Raw genomic sequence first — 14,587 nt, forward strand, 5'->3', positions numbered from 1 at the left:
GCCATTTATTGGCGGGGTTGTTGGCCGCGTTACTGGCGGCGTTGCCGGCAGCGTTACTGCACGTGGTGACGATCGCGTCCGCGGCATCGGCTCAGGTGGGATCGTCACCGCGGGACAACCGGTCCCAGCTGTCGATCTCATCCTGCGGTCCGGCCGGCGCCACGGATCCGCCGGCGGCGGCACCCGAGGCTGCGGTGTCATATTTCGTGCGCGACTTCCAGTAACGGCCCGCGGGGATGACCAGCAGGGCGCTGAGTCCCAGCAGCGCGCCGGCGGCGACGGCGAGGGCCGGGAAGACGGTCACGTCCACCTGCACGTCGCTGCCCGTGATTCCGGTGGCGGCGGCGATGGAGCCCTGGGCTGCGGCCACCGGGTCGGCGATGACGATCGCGGCGGCGCTGACGATGCCGGCGGCGGCCAGCAGGATAAGCGCCGTGATGATCCAGCGGGCGATCCGGCCGGCGATCGAGGCGGCCAGACCGCCGGCCAGGGCAACGAGGGCAAGCGCCGTCACCGTGGTGGCGGCCTTGCTGCCCTGGACGTGCAGGCCGTCCTGGCTGTTGACGGCCGCCCCGAGCTGGGCCGGGTCGAGGTGGACGATGAGCCAGGTCTGAGTCGTGGTGCCAAAGACGGCCAGCGCCAGGGCGGCGATGGCCAGGACCAGGGTGGATTTCCGCGCCCAGCGGGGAACAGCGGGGCTGGTGCTCTTGACCATGGTGCCGCTCATGACTGCGTCCCGGCGTCGGAAATCGAATCGGCCGTGATGTTCCGCAGCGACCGGGCCGTATGGACGGCCCGCATCGGTGCGGCAGCTTTGTTAACGGTTTCGATCGCCTCGGTGGCGTTGACGGAGTCCGCCACAATGCCGCCGCCGGCCTGCACGTAGGCGCGTCCTTCCCGCAGCAGCGCCGAGCGGATGGCGATGGCCATGTCCATGTCGCCGGCGAAGTCGAGGTAGCCCACCACTCCCCCGTAGATCCCGCGGCGGTGCGGCTCGAGCTCGTCGAGCAGGCGCAGCGCCCGCGGCTTGGGGGCCCCGGACAGCGTTCCGGCCGGGAAGGTTGCCTTCAGCACGTCGTAGGCTGTGGCGTTGGGCGCCAGTTTGCCGACCACGGTGGAGACCAGGTGCATGATGTGGCTGAAGCGCTCGACTTCCATGAACTGGGTGACGTCGACGGAGCCGGCCACGCAGACCTTTGACAGGTCGTTGCGGGAGAGGTCCACCAGCATCAGGTGTTCGGCGCGTTCCTTCTCGTCGGCGAGGAGTTCCTCGGCCAGGGCCTTGTCCGCCTCGACTGTTTTGCCCCGCGGCCGGGAACCTGCGATGGGGTGGGTGATGACTTCCTCGCCGGTCACGGTCACGAGTGCTTCCGGTGAGGAACCGACGATCGAGTACTGCCGGCCGGCGGCGTCCTCGAGGCTGAAGATGTACATGTACGGGCTGGGGTTGGTGTTCCGCAGTACCCGGTAGACGTCGAGCGGGTCCGCGCCGCATTCCATTTCGAAGCGGCGGGAGATGACCACCTGGAAGACTTCGCCGTCGACGATCGCTTCCTTGCTGCGGTCCAGCGCGGCGAGGTAGTCCGTCTCGTCCCAGCGTTCCTGCACGCTCGAGGCGAAGTCGAGGGCGGCGGCGTCGAGCACGGAGACCGGCTGCCGGACGGGGGCGCTGACCTGGGCCAGCAGGGCCTTGACCCGGGCGACGGCGTCGTGCCATGCCTCGTCGACGCGCTCGGTGCTGTTGTCAAAGTTGATCGCGTTGGCGATCAACAGCACGCTGCCGTCCATGTTGTCGTGCACGGCCATATCGGTGACGAGGTTCAGCGCCATTTCGGGCAGCTGAAGGTCGTCCTCGGGCGGGCTGGTCAGCTTTTCCCAGTGCCGGACGGTTTCCCAGCCGAGGAATCCGACCAGGCCGGAGGTGAACGGGGGCAGGCCTTCGAACCGGTCGGTGCGGAGGGCCTCGACGGTGTCGCGGATCGCGTCCACCGGGCTGCCGCCGAGCGGGACGCCGACCGGGGGTTCGCCGAGCCAGTACGCCTGCCCGTCCTTGGTGGTCAGGGTGGCCCGGGACCGGGCACCGATGAAGGAGTAGCGGGACCAGGCGCCGCCGACAGCCGCAGATTCCATCAGGAACGTTCCGGGCTGGCCCTGGGCGAGTTTGCGGTACAGCCCGATCGGGGTCTCGGCGTCAGCGAGTACCTTGAGCCGGACGGGGATAACACGGCTGTGGCCTGCGAGTTCACGGAACTCCTCCAGGCTTGGGCTGATGATTCCAAGGTCCTGCATGGCTGTGGTTTCCGCCTGTTCTTTCAGTGGTCCAAAGGTTGGTTGGGTGGGGCGGCGCCGCGGGCGGCCGCCTGCGCGGCCGTGCGCCGCCGGCAGCTGCCGGGTGCTGCCGGGTCAGTCGGGTCAGTCGGCGGGGCCGGTGACGACGTCGAGCCCGCGGCCGTCGAAGCAGGTCCGGGTCCCGGTGTGGCAGGCCGCGCCGACCTGGTCGACACGGACCAGCAGGGCGTCGCCGTCGCAGTCCATGGCGAGGGATTTGACCCACTGCACGTGGCCGGAGGTGTCCCCCTTGCGCCAGTACTCCTGGCGGGAGCGCGAGTAGAACGTCACCCGCCCGCTGGTCATGGTCCGGTGCAGGGCCTCGTCATCCATCCACCCCAGCATGAGCACCTCGTGGGTGTCGAACTGCTGCACGACCGCCGCGACCAGGCCGGCACTGTCCCGCTTCAGGGCCGCGGCGAGCCCCTCGGGAAGCGGGCTTGGGGGCGCGGCGGCGCCGGCGGTGCTGACGGGGTTTCCCGTGACGGGGTTTCCATCGACAGAGTTTCCATCAAGAGGGGCGGGGGCGGGCTGCTCAGACATCAGCTCAAGTCTAGTGCCTTGACGCGGGGCACTGCCCAGTTGCCCGGCGCCCCGCTTAACATCAGCGTCACCACGGCGTGAATCGATTCCCGGCGGCCATAACGACGGCGATTCAGGTGCACACGCGCGGCCGTCTCGTGCTAGTTTCACAAGTGATGCATTTCGTCGATCCCTCCCGAGAAGTTCTGGCCGAAACCCTACTGGCGGCCGGTCCTGACTCCCCCACGCTCTGCAAGGGCTGGCGTACCCGGGACCTCGCCGCCCACCTGTACCTGCGCGAGCGGAAAGCCGCCGTCGGGCTCGGCCTGCTGATCAAGCGCCTGGCCAAGGCGTCGGACCATGCCACCGCAGAACTGGCGGCCAAGCTCACGACGCCGGAGGAGTACAACAAGCTGGTCAACTCCTTCCGGACCGGTCCGTCCGCGTTCTCGCCGATGAAGATCAAGGCCCTGGACGAGAGCGCCAACCTGATCGAATACTTCGTCCACACCGAGGACGTCCGCCGTGCCGTGGACCGCTGGGCGCCCCGTGCCCTGGACGAGGAGTATTCGGACGCCCTCTGGGACGAGCTGGTGAAGCGGGCGGCCATCCTGTACCGCGGCGTGGATCTCGGGATCGTGCTGGTGCGCCCCTCCGGCCCACGGCACGTCGCCAAGCGCGCTCCGGTGTCGGTGGCGATCGTCGGTGAGCCGGGCGAACTCCTCATGCACGCCCACGGCCGCACCCGCCACGCCCTCGTAACCTTCGAAGGCCAGCCCGACGCCGTCGCGCTCCTGCAGTCCGCCGAAGTCGGCCTCTAGCACCTCCCTTAATCAAGCAACGCGGGGTCACCTACCGCCCAAAATCCCCTCCGGGATGGGCGCCAGGTGACCCCGCGTTTCTGTCTGTTCTGCTAACGGACTTCGAAGCCTGCTTCACGGATCGCGGCCTTGACCTGGGCGATCATGTCCAGCGGACCGAAGTGGAAGACGGACGCAGCGAGCACCGCGTCGGCGCCGGCCGCCACGGCTGGCGGGAAGTGCTCCGGTTTGCCGGCGCCGCCGGAGGCGATGAGCGGTACCTTGACGGCCGCCCGCGCGAGGCGGATCAGTTCCAGGTCGAAGCCGTCCTTGGTGCCGTCGGCGTCGATCGAGTTCAGCAGGATTTCCCCCACACCGCGGTCGGCCGCTTCGCGGGCCCAGGCGAGCGCGTCGATTCCGGTGCCCTGTCGTCCGCCGTGCGTGGTGACTTCGAACCCGGAGGGGGTGGGCTGCGAGCCCGGACGGGTCCGGCGTGCGTCCAGGGACAGCACCAGCACCTGGGACCCGAAGTGCCGGGTGATCTCGTCGATGACCTCGGGACGGGCGACGGCGGCGGTGTTGATGGCTGCCTTGTCCGCGCCGCAGCGCAGGAGCTTGTCCACTTCGGCCACGCCGCGGACGCCGCCGCCGACGGTCAGCGGGATGAAGATTTCCTCGGCGGTGCGCCGGACGACGTCGAAGGTGGTCTCCCGGTTGCCCGAGGAAGCCGTGACGTCGAGGAACGTCAGCTCATCGGCGCCGCCGTTGTCGTAACGGTGCGCCAGCTCGACGGGGTCGCCGGCGTCGCGGAGGCCTTCGAAGTTGATGCCTTTGACCACGCGGCCGGCATCAACGTCCAGGCACGGGATAACGCGGACAGCTACAGCCATGACTTCTCCTGGTACTCACTCACGGAAGGAACACGCACGCCGGGTCAGATGCGGCAGGCGTGGATGGTGCTGACCAGGATGGCGCGGGCGCCCAGGTCGTAGAGCTCGTCCATGATCCGGTTGGTCTGCTTCTTCGGCACCATCGAACGGACGGCCACCCAGTCTGAGTCGCGCAGCGGCGAGACCGTGGGCGATTCCAGGCCGGGCGTGAGGGCCGCGGCTGCTTCGACGAATTCCTTGCGGATGTCGTAGTCCATCATGACGTACTGGTGCGCCACGAGGACGCCCTGCAGCCGCCGGATCAGGACCTCGGCGGCGGGGTTCCGCTCGCCCTTGCGGCCGATCAGGACGGCTTCGGAGTGCAGGATGGGCTGGCCGAAGATCTCCATGCCGGCAGCCTTGAGGGTGTTCCCGGTTTCGACGACGTCGGCGATCGCGTCCGCGACGCCGAGGCGTACGGAGGATTCCACGGCGCCGTCGAGGCGGACGACTTTGGCCTTGATGCCGCGCTCCGCGAGGTAGCCGCGGAGCAGTCCGTCGTAGCTGGTGGCGAGGCGCTTGCCGTCGAGCTGTTCGACGGCGGTGAAGTCGCCTACCGGGCCGGCGAAGCGGAAGGTGGAGGCGGCGAAGCCCAGCGGGAGCAGTTCTTCGGCTTCAACCTCGGCGTCGAGGAGCAGGTCGCGGCCGGTAATGCCGACGTCGAGCGTTCCCTGGCCGACGTAGACGGCGATGTCGCGCGGGCGGAGGAAGAAGAATTCAATGTCGTTGTCCGGGTCCACCATGACCAGTTCGCGGGTGTCGCGGCGCTGGCGGTAACCGGCCTCGGCAAGCATGGCGGAGGCGGCTTCGGACAGGGATCCCTTGTTCGGGACGGCAACTCTCAGCATGGGGAGGTCTTTCTTGGTTGGGACGAAGTCCGTTCAGAAACGGCACGTCCAGGAATTGTCGGTTCAGGCACAGCGGGCCACGCTATACACCGGATTCGCAGGGCGGGCCTTGGCGGGGTTCCGGCGCGGACGTGGCTAGAGATGCTTGTAGACGTCTTCCAGGCTGAGTCCTTTGGCGAGCATCAGAACCTGCAGGTGATAGAGCAGCTGCGAGATTTCCTCGGCGGCGGCTTCATCGGATTCGTACTCGGCAGCCATCCAGACCTCGGCTGCTTCCTCCACGACTTTCTTGCCGATGCCGTGGACTCCGGAATCCAGTTCGGCGACGGTGCGGGAGCCCTCCGGACGGACGGCTGCCTTCTCACTCAGTTCTGCGAACAGCGATTCGAAATTCTTCACGCCCTCCAGCCTACTTGCTCGCGGGCGGAGGGCGCCTGCCGGGCCGTTCCATGACGGCGGGGATGTGAGCGATTACACAGTTAAACCAGAAGCCTAGCTGAACGGCTTAAGCGTCACAGCGGTGGCGAGGGCCGCGGTGACGGCCTCGTGGCCCTTGTCCTCGGTGGAGCCGGGCAGCCCGGCGCGGTCAATCCCCTGCTGTTCCGTGTCGCAGGTCAGGACGCCAAAACCCACGGGGACACCGGTGCGGACGGAGACCTCGGTGAGGCCCAGCGTTGCCGCCTCGCAGACGTATTCAAAGTGCGGGGTTCCGCCGCGGATCACGACGCCGAGCGCCACGACGGCGTCGAAGTGCGGCGCCAGCCGGGCGGCGGCGACGGGGAGTTCGAAGGTGCCGGGGACGCGGAGGACGGTCGGGTCGCTGATGCCGGCGTCTTTCGCCGCGCGCAGGGCGCCGTCCAGGAGCCCGTCCATGATCTGGGTGTGCCAGCTCGCGGCCACGATGGCCAGTTTCAGCCGGGAGGTTTCCTCCGGCTTGAAGGTGCTGAGGTCAATCTGTGGTGCGCCGTGTCCGCTCATCTGGAAATCCTTGTTCTGCTCAGTCGTTGTGTGCGTGTCTCATCGTCGTCCGGCCCGGGGCGGGCCGGCTGACGGTCGTTCAGTCGTGGTCGTGGTCGAAGCCGCGCGGACCGGCAGCCGGCGCAGCCGGTTCCATGTTTAGGACCAGGCGGTGGTCCATCCGGTCCTTCTTGGTCTGCAGGTACCGGATGTTCTGCTGGCGGGAGGGGACCTCGGTGGGCACCATCTCCACGACGCGGACGCCGGCCTGGGCCAGCCGGTCCTGCTTGTCCGGGTTGTTGCTCAGCAGGCGGACCTCGTGGAGGCCCATGTCCGCGAGGATCTGGGCAGCGGCCTTGTAGCAGCGCGCGTCCACGGGAAGGCCCAGCTGTTCGTTGGCCTCCACCGTGTCGAAGCCGGCTTCCTGCAGGGCGTAGGCCTTCATCTTGTTAGCGAGCCCAATCCCCCGGCCCTCCTGGCCGCGCAGGTACAGCAGCGTCCCGCCGAACTCGTTGATCATCTGGAGGGCATAGGCCAGCTGCTCCCCGCAGTCGCAGCGGTAGGAGCCGAACACGTCTCCGGTGAGGCACTCCGAATGCAGGCGGACCAACGGGGCCATCCCGTCGACCGCAGGCAGTGGGGAGCTGACAGCCAGGTGCTCCGCACCGGTGGCCAGGTCGGTCCAGGCCTGGGCCACGAAGTCGCCGAAGGCGGTGGGCAGTTGCACGATCGGGCCTGCGCTGACCGGATGCGGCCGGCGTTCGGCGGCGCGCTGTTCTTGGGCTTCCGACGTCGTCATCGTTTCTCCTCCATTACACGGGGTCAGTTGCGTGGCCGGCGGGCTGCCCGGCCTCAAGGTAAGCCACCAGGTCCGCAATCGAGATCAGCGGGCAGCCGTGCTCGAGGGCGAAGCCGCGAAGTCCGTCCAGCCGCATCATTTCTCCGTTGTCGTACACCACTTCTGCGATCACACCCACGGGCTCGAGTCCGGCCAGCTGGCACAATTCCACAGCCGCTTCGGTGTGGCCGGGACGTTCCCGCACTCCCCCCTTAACGGCGCGGAGCGGAAAAACATGCCCGGGACGTGTCAGTGCCGCAGGTTGGCTCCCGGGATCGGCCAAAATCCGTGCCGTCAGGGCACGGTCCGTGGCCGAGATTCCGGTGCTCACGCCCAGCGCGGCGTCGCAGGACACCGTGTAGGCGGTGCCTTTGGCATCCTCGTTGATTTCGACCATCGGCGGCAGCGCGAGGGCATCGGCCCGGCCGCCGTCGAGCGGCACGCAGATGACGCCGGAGCTGTACCGGATGGTCCAGCCCATCAGGGCCGGGGTGGCGTGCTGCGCGGCGAAGATGATGTCGCCTTCGTTTTCGCGGTCCTCGTTGTCCACCACCAGGACGGGACGGCCGGCGGCGATGGCGCGGACGGCATCCTCGATGAGGTCGAGGCCGGCCGGCGGAACGACGGGCGCGGAAACGAGCTCCGCGGGCACGGCAGCGTCGGCGGAGTTGATGAGGAAGGGCTGACGGGCAGGGATGTCCTTGACGTTGTTCACGCTGTTGCCCCCTCCGCGCCCACTGCTGCTCCCCCGGCTGCCGCACCTGAAAATGCGAGCAGGCGCTCAGTGTACTTCGCGAGGACGTCCACTTCGAGGTTCACGTGGCTGCCAAGGGCTTTCGCGCCCAGTCCGGTGTCGGCCAGCGTGGTGGGGATCAGCCCCACTTCGAACCATGGTGCCGGTTCTGGGGCCGGGCTCACGGCGGTCACGGTCAGCGATACGCCGTCGACGGCGATGGACCCCTTCTCCGCGATGTAGCGTGCCAGCCCGGCGGGAACGCCGAAGCGGAGCCGGTCCCAGTTGCCCAGCGCCTCACGCTCGAGCAGCTGCCCGACGCCGTCGACGTGGCCTTGGACGACGTGCCCGTCGAGCCGGCCGCCGGCCGGAACGCAGCGCTCCAGGTTGACGGGGTCCCCGGCGGCGAGTTCGCCGATGGTGCTGCGGGTGAGGGTCTCGCCCATCACGTCAACGCTGAAGTCCCTGCCGTCGATCTCCGTGGCCGTGAGGCAGACGCCGTTGACGGCGATGGAGCCGCCGAGGGCCAGTCCCTGGGTGCTGCCGGGCGCGTGGAGCCGGACGGTGGCGCTGATGTCGCCGTTGCGTTCAACGGACAACACCTTTCCCTGCTCGGCGATAATTCCGGTAAACATCAATTGCCTCCTGCGGCGGTGTCCGCGGCTGTGCGGAGCGGGGTTGAATCGGCTGAAGTGTGGTTGGCGGCCGGTGGGCGTGTCAGGGCGGCGTTTATCAGGGTGGGCCGCAGATGCAGCCGCAGGTCCCGGCCGAGCAGCTGGACCGCCCCGCCGGACGCGGCATCCCATTCCCACTGCTGGGCATCGGCCAGGGTGGTGATGCCGAGGTCCTCCAGTGCCGGGGTTCCGGACCCAAGCAGGGTCGGGGCGAGGTAGACGATGAGTTCGTCCACGAGCCCGGCGGCGAGGAACGCGCTCAGGATCCGGGAGCCGCCTTCGACCATGAGGTGGCGGACTCCGGCAGAGAACAGCTCCTCCAGCGCTTCCCGCGGATCACGCGTGGGCAGGTGGAGGACTTTGCCGTCGTCGCCGTTGATGGCGGCGCCTTCGGGGATCCCCCGGTAGCCCATCACGACGCGCAACGGCTGGCGGGCGGCCGGTTCGCCGTCGGCACCGCGGGCCGTGAGGCGCGGATTGTCGACCAGGACGGTCTGGGTGCCGACCAGGATCGCGTCGATCCGGCCGCGCAGGGCGTGGTTGTCGGCGAGCGATTCAGGGCTGGAGATCCATTGGCTGGTGCCGTCGCTGGCGGCGATCCGGCTGTCGAGGGTCTGGGCGATATGCAGGGTGACGAAAGGCCGCGAGTCCGCAACGGCGTCGAACCAGCGCCGGTTCAGGTCCAGCGCGGCCTCGGCGCCGAGTCCGGAACGGACGCGGACCCCTGCGGCGCGCAGGGTGGCAGCGCCGCCGGCCGCCGGATCATGGGGATCGTCAACCGCGTAGACGACGTCCGCAATGCCGGCCTCAATGATCGCCTGCGCGCAGGGACCCGTGCGTCCACAGTGGTTGCACGGTTCCAGCGTGACCACCATGGTGGTGCCGTTGAGGTCCCGGCCGGCGGCCCTGGCCTGGTCAATGGCGTCGGCTTCCGCGTGGGCGGTGCCGGCCCCGCGGTGGAAGCCCGTGACGATCGGGGTGCCGTCAGCGGCGATGACGACGGCGCCAACCAGCGGGTTCGCGCCGCGCGGCCCCTGCAGGGCTGCTGCGAGGGCGGCGTCCATGGCGGCGACCTCCGCTGTGCTGAAACCGGCCGCCGTCAGGGCCGCGGCGTCATCTGCCGCCTCGTGGGTGGAGTGTTCAAGGCTCATCAACCGGCCACCGGGCTTTCGAAAACCGTAGTGGTGGTGAAGAGCCATCGCAGAGAGTGCATGTGAGTGTCGTTCCTTCCCTCAAAAGCCGCGATGGCTCCGGGGGTATACGACAGCGAACTTCCGCGGCGCCGTAAGGGCGCCGCAGTAACAGCTGTACGTGCTTCTCTCATCCAGACTTTAACTGTCGGTACCGGAGTTCCACCGGTTCAACCGTCTGCCGGCATTCTTCCCGAAGGAAGCGCCGGCGCGCGGGTCGCGGACTATAACCGCCGGTTCGGACTTACACCGACCCCGGAGCACGTATGTGTCTTGCTATTCTGGCACAACCGCCGGGTAGCTTTGGCTATTCCCGGGGGCTGGATGTTACGGAGTGCGTCATTCTCGCCCTGCCGTGCCGGCCGCCCGGCCCTCCAGCGCGACTAGCGCTGGCCCGCGGCGCGGAGCCGTTTGATGGCCTCGGCCGGATCCTCCGCACCGTAGACGGCGGACCCGGCCACGAAGACGTTGGCCCCGGCGTCGGCGGCACGCCAGATGGTGTCCTCGGTGATGCCGCCGTCGACCTGCAGTGCCACGTCCAGCCCGGAGGCGTCGATTGCGGCGCGGGCCCGGCGGATCTTGGGAAGCGTGAGGTCGAGGAATTCCTGGCCGCCGAAGCCCGGCTCCACCGTCATGATCAGCAACATGTCGATCTCGCCGAGCATGTCCAGGAAGGGTTCCACGCCGCTGCCCGGCCGCAGCGCCAGCCCCGCTTTGGCCCCGAGGGCGCGAAGCTCGCGCGCGAGCTTGATCGGCGCGATCGATGCCTCGGCGTGGAACGTCACGGAGGCCACTCCGGCCTCGGCGTAGGCCGGTGCCCACCGGTCCGCGTGCTCGATCATCAGGTGGGCGTCCAACGGCACCGGGCTGATCTCCTGCAGCCGTGCGACGACCGGCAGCCCCAGCGAGAGGTTGGGGACGAAGTGGTTGTCCATGACGTCGACGTGGACCGCATCGGCGGTGCTGATTCTTTGCAGTTCGGCTTGGAGGTTGGCGAAGTCGGCGGAGAGAATGCTCGGGTTGATACAGCACTTGGCCATGTGGAATTCCTTGTCGTTCTGCTGAGATGTCCTGTTGAAGGCTGGCGTCCAGTGACCCAGTATTCCCTGCTGGTCAGGCCTTTTTGTGGATGAGTGCCAGGAACATGGCGTCTGTGCGGTGAACATGCGGCCAGAGCTGGGCGGTGAGCTCGTGTCCCGCGTCGAGGTGGCCGGTGAGGCTGACACTGTCCAGCACCGCACCGGCGTCGAGCAGTTCAAGGTCGTCGCGCTTGCGCAGCACATCGCTCACGACGGCGGTTGTCTCCGCCGGGTGCGGCGAGCAGGTCACGTAGGCCACCACGCCGCCGGGCTTGACGGCTGCCAGCGCGGACTTGAGCAACTCGCGCTGCAGCGGGCCGAGGTCGGTCAGGTCCTTGGGGGTGCGGCGCCAGCGTGACTCCGGACGGCGGCGCAGGGCGCCGAGCCCGGTGCACGGCGCATCGACGAGAACCCGGTCGAAACTCTCCGGCATCTCGGTGCCCACTTCGCGGCCGTCGCCGGTCCGCACATGCCAGACCTCGTGCGGCACCGCGGAGAGGGCCTGCCGGACCAGTTTGGCGCGGTGCGGTGCGGGTTCGTTGGCCAGCAGGGTGGCGCCGTGTTCCCGGGCGAGGGCTCCGAGCAGGGCCGCCTTGCCGCCGGGGCCGGCGCACATATCCAGCCAGCGTTCGGCTGCCTGTTCCTTGCCGCTGACGCCGCCAAGGTCGACGGCGGCCAGGGCGCGGGCGACGAGCTGGGAGCCGACGTCCTGGACGCGGGTGGTGCCTTCGCGGACGGAAGCGAGCCGGCCGAGGTCACCGCCGCTGGAGAGTGCCGAGCCTTCGACGAGTTCGCCGGGCGTGGCACCGCCTTCCAGGGCCTCGTCCAGGCTGCCGAGCCCGGGCAGGGCCACGAGGTTGACCACGGGTGCGGCGTTGTCCGCTTCGAGGAGGTCGCTGATTTCGCTGACCGGACGCCCGTGGGCCACGAGGGACTGCCGGAGGGCGCGGACAATCCACTCAGGGTGGGCATAGCGGATGGCGGCTTTTTTGGTTTCGTCGGTCTCGTCGCTGAGTAGGAGTTCCAGCCACTCCTCGAGGGTGCGGGCGGACACCTTGCGCAGCACGGCGTTGATGAGCGTGGACGGCCCGGCGCCAATCACGGCGCGGGCCAGGCCGACGGTCTGGTCCAGGGCGGCGTGGGCGGGGACGCGCATGGCCAGTAACTGGTGGGCGCCGATTCTCAGCGCGTCGAGGATGGCCGGGTCGAGCTGGTCCAGGGGCCGGTCCACGCACCGGGCCAGGATCGCGTCGTAGGTGCCCTGGCCGCGAAGTGCCCCGTAGCTGAGCTCCGTGGCGAAGCCGGCGTCGCGCTTGTCCAGGCCGTGGTGCCGGATCCGGGCGGGCAGGACGAGGTTGGCATACGCGTCCTCGGCCGCGACGGCGCGCAGGACTTCGAAAGCAACGAGACGGGCAGGATCGGCCCGACGGGTGCGCTGGGAAGGCGCGTTCTCGGTGAAACCGCGCTGCGGCCCGCGGTTGCGCTCCCGGCCCTGCGCGTTCCGGTTGCTTCCGTCCCGGCCGCGGCCACTCTGGCTGCCGCCCTGTCCGGCGCCGCGCTGGCCGCCTGATCCGCCGCGCTGGGGGCTGTTGCCCCGGCCGCTCGTCCCGGACTCACTCATTCGAATACCACGCTTTCAAGTGTTGCCTGTCCGCGCGCCCAGTCGGCGGCGGTCATCATTTTTTTGCCCGAAGGCTGGATCCGGGTGAGTTCGACCGGGTGTGAGCCGGTTCCCGCCAGCACGCTCTTGCCCTCCAGTGCCACGTGACCCGGGGGCAGCGCCGGTCCCCCGGGCCGCAGGATCACCGGTTCCAGCTTGATCCGCTGGCCGTCGAGGGTGGTCCAGGCGCCGGGCTCGGGGGTGACCCCGCGGGCCCGCCGCCCGATTGCCAGGGCGGGCTGCTGCCAGTCGAGGCGGCCGTCCTCGAGGGTGAGTTTGGGGGCAATGCTGACATCGCCCTGCTGCGGTACGGCGGCGGCCCGGCCGGCGTCGACCGCGGACAGAGTCTGGGTCAGGAGGACGGCGCCGCTGTGCGACAGCCGCTCGAGCAGGGCACCGGCGGTGTCATCGGGCCGGACGGCCTCGGTCAGGGTGCCGAACACAGGTCCGGTGTCCAGCCCCTCCTCGAGCAGGAAGGTGACAGCCCCGGTGACGTCGTCGCCGGCGATCAGGGACCGCTGTACGGGCGCCGCGCCGCGCCAGGCCGGCAGCAGCGAGAAGTGCAGGTTGATCCAGCCATGGCGGGGAACGTCCAGGGCCGGCCGGGGAATGAGCCCGCCGTAGGCCACGATTGCGGCGATGTCGGGGGCGGCGGCCGCGATCTGCTCTGTCACCGAGGCGTCCACCTTGGAGGCGTGGATGACCTTGATGCCCAGTTCGGCGGCGCGGGCAGCAACGGGCGACGGCGTCAGCACTCGTTTGCGTCCGAGCGGCGCGTCCGGTCGGGTAAGGACGGCGACGACGTCGAATCCTGCCGCCACGAGCGCGTCGAGCGATGGCACTGCTACAGCCGGCGTTCCTGCGAAGAGAACCCTCACTGGGAGTTACCGAAGGAGCCGAAGCTTCCCGAACCTGCGCTGCCGGAACCGAAACTGGTGCCGACCGTCCGGGCGCGCTTCGCCGTCGTCTGCTCGGTAATGGAGCCGTAACTGGCGTTCCGGATGGCGCGCAGCGCTGTCTTCCGGTCGTCGCCTTCCAGCCGGTCGGTGAAAAGGATGCCGTCGAGGTGGTCGGTCTCGTGCTGGAAGGCCCGCGCCAGCATGCCCTCGCCCTCTACCTCTACGGGGTTGCCGTGCAGGTCGACGCCGGTGACGCGGGTGCGCCGGTGACGGCGGACCGGGAAGCCGAGGCCGGGGATGGAGAGGCAACCCTCGACTTCGTCGGGCTGGAAGTCCTCGCTGTTGTCCAGCACAGGGTTGATGATGTGTCCCTCGATGCCGCCGATCCTGTACGTGAAGACGCGCTGGCTGACGCCGACCTGGGGTGCGGCCAGGCCTGCCCCGTCCACGTCCTCCATGGTTTCGGTCATGTCGGCAACGAGCTTCGCCAGCTCAGGCCCGAATTCCGTCACGGGATCGGCAACTGTGCGCAGCACAGGATCCCCGATGATGCGGATATTCAAAATGGCCATGTGCAATCGGTCCTTACAGTGGGCGGCGACGGGATCCAGTCCAGTTTAGTTGCACACCGGTCCTGCTCCCGGACGGGCCCGGATTCCCGTGCCGGGGCCGGTGCCGGGGCGGGGGGGAGTCCGGCCGTGCGTATAATGTCGTAGCCCGTCGCTAGTCTGGGTTTATGGAAACCGTCAGGGATTTCATTGCTTTTCAGGACACAGACCGGAGCGTTGCTCCGGCCCGGCGGTCCGGTCTGGATGATGCCCTGGCCACGCTCCGGGAGGTGGCTTTGACGGCGGCCGGGGATGCGGCGTTGCGGGGCTTCCAGGCGGCGTCGGAGTTCGCCGGCACGGTGGAGGAGTTCTCGCGGATCGCGGAGTATCTGCAGCTCGTCGCGGCCGGCGCCGTGGACCGGACCCGGAAGCAGGCCGCGGCCGCCGGCCCGAAGGCGGGCACCTCGTGGACCACGGGCTGGCGGGAGAACCCCGGCGGCACTGACGACCCGGCCGCCGCGGATGAGCCTGCTGATGCTGGTGCTGTTGATGACGGGTACCGGAACACTACGGAGTTCCTGC

General features: G+C 68.9%; 16 protein-coding genes, 1 pseudogene and 1 riboswitch. Of the genes and pseudogenes, 2 read left to right on the top strand and 15 right to left on the bottom strand.

The window, feature by feature from the left end; genetic code table 11:
- Positions 1-91: 91 nt before the first annotated feature.
- The 3 genes from ACZY0Y_RS16795 to hisI form a co-directional block, all read right to left on the bottom strand.
- On the bottom strand, positions 92-727 hold the full coding sequence (locus ACZY0Y_RS16795) for a Trp biosynthesis-associated membrane protein (protein ID WP_463959279.1): 636 nt from the start codon (positions 725-727) through the stop codon (positions 92-94).
- Positions 724-2,289 carry an anthranilate synthase component I gene (locus tag ACZY0Y_RS16800; RefSeq protein WP_463959281.1) on the bottom strand — a complete coding sequence of 522 codons (1,566 nt, stop codon included), beginning with the start codon at positions 2,287-2,289 and terminating at the stop codon, positions 724-726. The genes ACZY0Y_RS16795 and ACZY0Y_RS16800 overlap by 4 nt, the downstream gene beginning before the upstream one ends.
- 123 nt (positions 2,290-2,412) lie before the next feature.
- On the bottom strand, positions 2,413-2,871 hold the full coding sequence (hisI, locus tag ACZY0Y_RS16805; protein ID WP_463959283.1) for a phosphoribosyl-AMP cyclohydrolase: 459 nt from the start codon (positions 2,869-2,871) through the stop codon (positions 2,413-2,415).
- Positions 2,872-3,026: 155 nt separating this feature from the next.
- Between hisI and ACZY0Y_RS16810 the strand changes: the two genes are divergently transcribed.
- On the top strand, positions 3,027-3,671 hold the full coding sequence (locus ACZY0Y_RS16810) for a TIGR03085 family metal-binding protein (RefSeq protein ID WP_463885307.1): 645 nt from the start codon (positions 3,027-3,029) through the stop codon (positions 3,669-3,671).
- Positions 3,672-3,763: 92 nt separating this feature from the next.
- Here ACZY0Y_RS16810 and hisF read toward each other — a convergent pair whose 3' ends face one another.
- From hisF to def, 12 genes are all read right to left on the bottom strand, one after another.
- On the bottom strand, positions 3,764-4,540 hold the full coding sequence (gene hisF, locus ACZY0Y_RS16815) for an imidazole glycerol phosphate synthase subunit HisF (protein ID WP_160666311.1): 777 nt from the start codon (positions 4,538-4,540) through the stop codon (positions 3,764-3,766).
- A 44-nt stretch (positions 4,541-4,584) separates the two neighbouring features.
- Positions 4,585-5,427 carry an ATP phosphoribosyltransferase gene (hisG, locus tag ACZY0Y_RS16820; protein ID WP_463959285.1) on the bottom strand — a complete coding sequence of 281 codons (843 nt, stop codon included), beginning with the start codon at positions 5,425-5,427 and terminating at the stop codon, positions 4,585-4,587.
- 135 nt (positions 5,428-5,562) lie between these two features.
- Positions 5,563-5,826 (bottom strand): phosphoribosyl-ATP diphosphatase, encoded by a 264-nt coding sequence (locus ACZY0Y_RS16825; RefSeq protein WP_024367461.1) that lies wholly within the window; start codon positions 5,824-5,826, stop codon positions 5,563-5,565.
- 93 nt (positions 5,827-5,919) lie between these two features.
- Complete coding sequence (gene ribH, locus ACZY0Y_RS16830) at positions 5,920-6,405, bottom strand: 6,7-dimethyl-8-ribityllumazine synthase (RefSeq protein WP_463885289.1); 486 nt, start codon at positions 6,403-6,405, stop codon at positions 5,920-5,922.
- 79 nt (positions 6,406-6,484) lie between these two features.
- Positions 6,485-7,183, bottom strand: a complete 699-nt coding sequence (ribA, locus tag ACZY0Y_RS16835) for a GTP cyclohydrolase II (protein WP_463885291.1) — start codon at positions 7,181-7,183, stop codon at positions 6,485-6,487.
- 13 nt (positions 7,184-7,196) lie between these two features.
- Positions 7,197-7,874 carry a 3,4-dihydroxy-2-butanone-4-phosphate synthase gene (ribB, locus tag ACZY0Y_RS16840; RefSeq protein WP_463959294.1) on the bottom strand — a complete coding sequence of 226 codons (678 nt, stop codon included), beginning with the start codon at positions 7,872-7,874 and terminating at the stop codon, positions 7,197-7,199.
- A 59-nt stretch (positions 7,875-7,933) separates the two neighbouring features.
- Positions 7,934-8,590 (bottom strand): riboflavin synthase, encoded by a 657-nt coding sequence (locus ACZY0Y_RS16845; protein ID WP_463885294.1) that lies wholly within the window; start codon positions 8,588-8,590, stop codon positions 7,934-7,936.
- Complete coding sequence (ribD, locus tag ACZY0Y_RS16850; protein ID WP_463959287.1) at positions 8,590-9,780, bottom strand: bifunctional diaminohydroxyphosphoribosylaminopyrimidine deaminase/5-amino-6-(5-phosphoribosylamino)uracil reductase RibD; 1,191 nt, start codon at positions 9,778-9,780, stop codon at positions 8,590-8,592. Before ribD ends, ACZY0Y_RS16845 begins: the two co-directional genes overlap by 1 nt.
- Before the next feature lie 156 nt (positions 9,781-9,936).
- Positions 9,937-10,087, bottom strand: a riboswitch (FMN riboswitch).
- Positions 10,088-10,202: 115 nt separating this feature from the next.
- Positions 10,203-10,859 carry a ribulose-phosphate 3-epimerase gene (gene rpe, locus ACZY0Y_RS16855; RefSeq protein ID WP_463959289.1) on the bottom strand — a complete coding sequence of 219 codons (657 nt, stop codon included), beginning with the start codon at positions 10,857-10,859 and terminating at the stop codon, positions 10,203-10,205.
- Positions 10,860-10,932: 73 nt separating this feature from the next.
- Positions 10,933-12,519 (bottom strand): RsmB/NOP family class I SAM-dependent RNA methyltransferase, encoded by a 1,587-nt coding sequence (locus ACZY0Y_RS16860; protein ID WP_463959291.1) that lies wholly within the window; start codon positions 12,517-12,519, stop codon positions 10,933-10,935.
- Positions 12,516-13,436, bottom strand: a complete 921-nt coding sequence (gene fmt, locus ACZY0Y_RS16865; RefSeq protein ID WP_463959292.1) for a methionyl-tRNA formyltransferase — start codon at positions 13,434-13,436, stop codon at positions 12,516-12,518. The genes ACZY0Y_RS16860 and fmt overlap by 4 nt, the downstream gene beginning before the upstream one ends.
- Positions 13,433-14,029, bottom strand: a complete 597-nt coding sequence (gene def / locus ACZY0Y_RS16870) for a peptide deformylase (protein ID WP_463885305.1) — start codon at positions 14,027-14,029, stop codon at positions 13,433-13,435. The genes fmt and def overlap by 4 nt, the downstream gene beginning before the upstream one ends.
- 164 nt (positions 14,030-14,193) lie before the next feature.
- Here def and ACZY0Y_RS16875 point away from each other — a divergent pair.
- Positions 14,194-14,587, top strand: a pseudogene (locus ACZY0Y_RS16875) (hypothetical protein); the annotation flags it as partial.

It is taken from the genome of Pseudarthrobacter kochi (assembly GCF_055412805.1).

Excerpts from the sequence above, each read along its gene's own strand:
- ACZY0Y_RS16800 (WP_463959281.1), bottom strand. The coding sequence starts at position 2,289 with ATGCAGGACCTTGGAATCATCAGCCCAAGCCTGGAGGAGTTCCGTGAA.
- def (WP_463885305.1), bottom strand. The coding sequence starts at position 14,029 with ATGGCCATTTTGAATATCCGCATCATCGGGGATCCTGTGCTGCGCACA.
- hisF (WP_160666311.1), bottom strand. The coding sequence starts at position 4,540 with ATGGCTGTAGCTGTCCGCGTTATCCCGTGCCTGGACGTTGATGCCGGC.
- ACZY0Y_RS16845 (WP_463885294.1), bottom strand. The coding sequence starts at position 8,590 with ATGTTTACCGGAATTATCGCCGAGCAGGGAAAGGTGTTGTCCGTTGAA.
- ACZY0Y_RS16810 (WP_463885307.1), top strand. The coding sequence starts at position 3,027 with ATGCATTTCGTCGATCCCTCCCGAGAAGTTCTGGCCGAAACCCTACTG.
- hisG (WP_463959285.1), bottom strand. The coding sequence starts at position 5,427 with ATGCTGAGAGTTGCCGTCCCGAACAAGGGATCCCTGTCCGAAGCCGCC.
- rpe (WP_463959289.1), bottom strand. The coding sequence starts at position 10,859 with ATGGCCAAGTGCTGTATCAACCCGAGCATTCTCTCCGCCGACTTCGCC.
- ACZY0Y_RS16860 (WP_463959291.1), bottom strand. The coding sequence starts at position 12,519 with ATGAGTGAGTCCGGGACGAGCGGCCGGGGCAACAGCCCCCAGCGCGGC.
- ribH (WP_463885289.1), bottom strand. The coding sequence starts at position 6,405 with ATGAGCGGACACGGCGCACCACAGATTGACCTCAGCACCTTCAAGCCG.
- ribA (WP_463885291.1), bottom strand. The coding sequence starts at position 7,183 with ATGACGACGTCGGAAGCCCAAGAACAGCGCGCCGCCGAACGCCGGCCG.
- ribD (WP_463959287.1), bottom strand. The coding sequence starts at position 9,780 with ATGAGCCTTGAACACTCCACCCACGAGGCGGCAGATGACGCCGCGGCC.
- hisI (WP_463959283.1), bottom strand. The coding sequence starts at position 2,871 with ATGTCTGAGCAGCCCGCCCCCGCCCCTCTTGATGGAAACTCTGTCGAT.
- ACZY0Y_RS16795 (WP_463959279.1), bottom strand. The coding sequence starts at position 727 with ATGAGCGGCACCATGGTCAAGAGCACCAGCCCCGCTGTTCCCCGCTGG.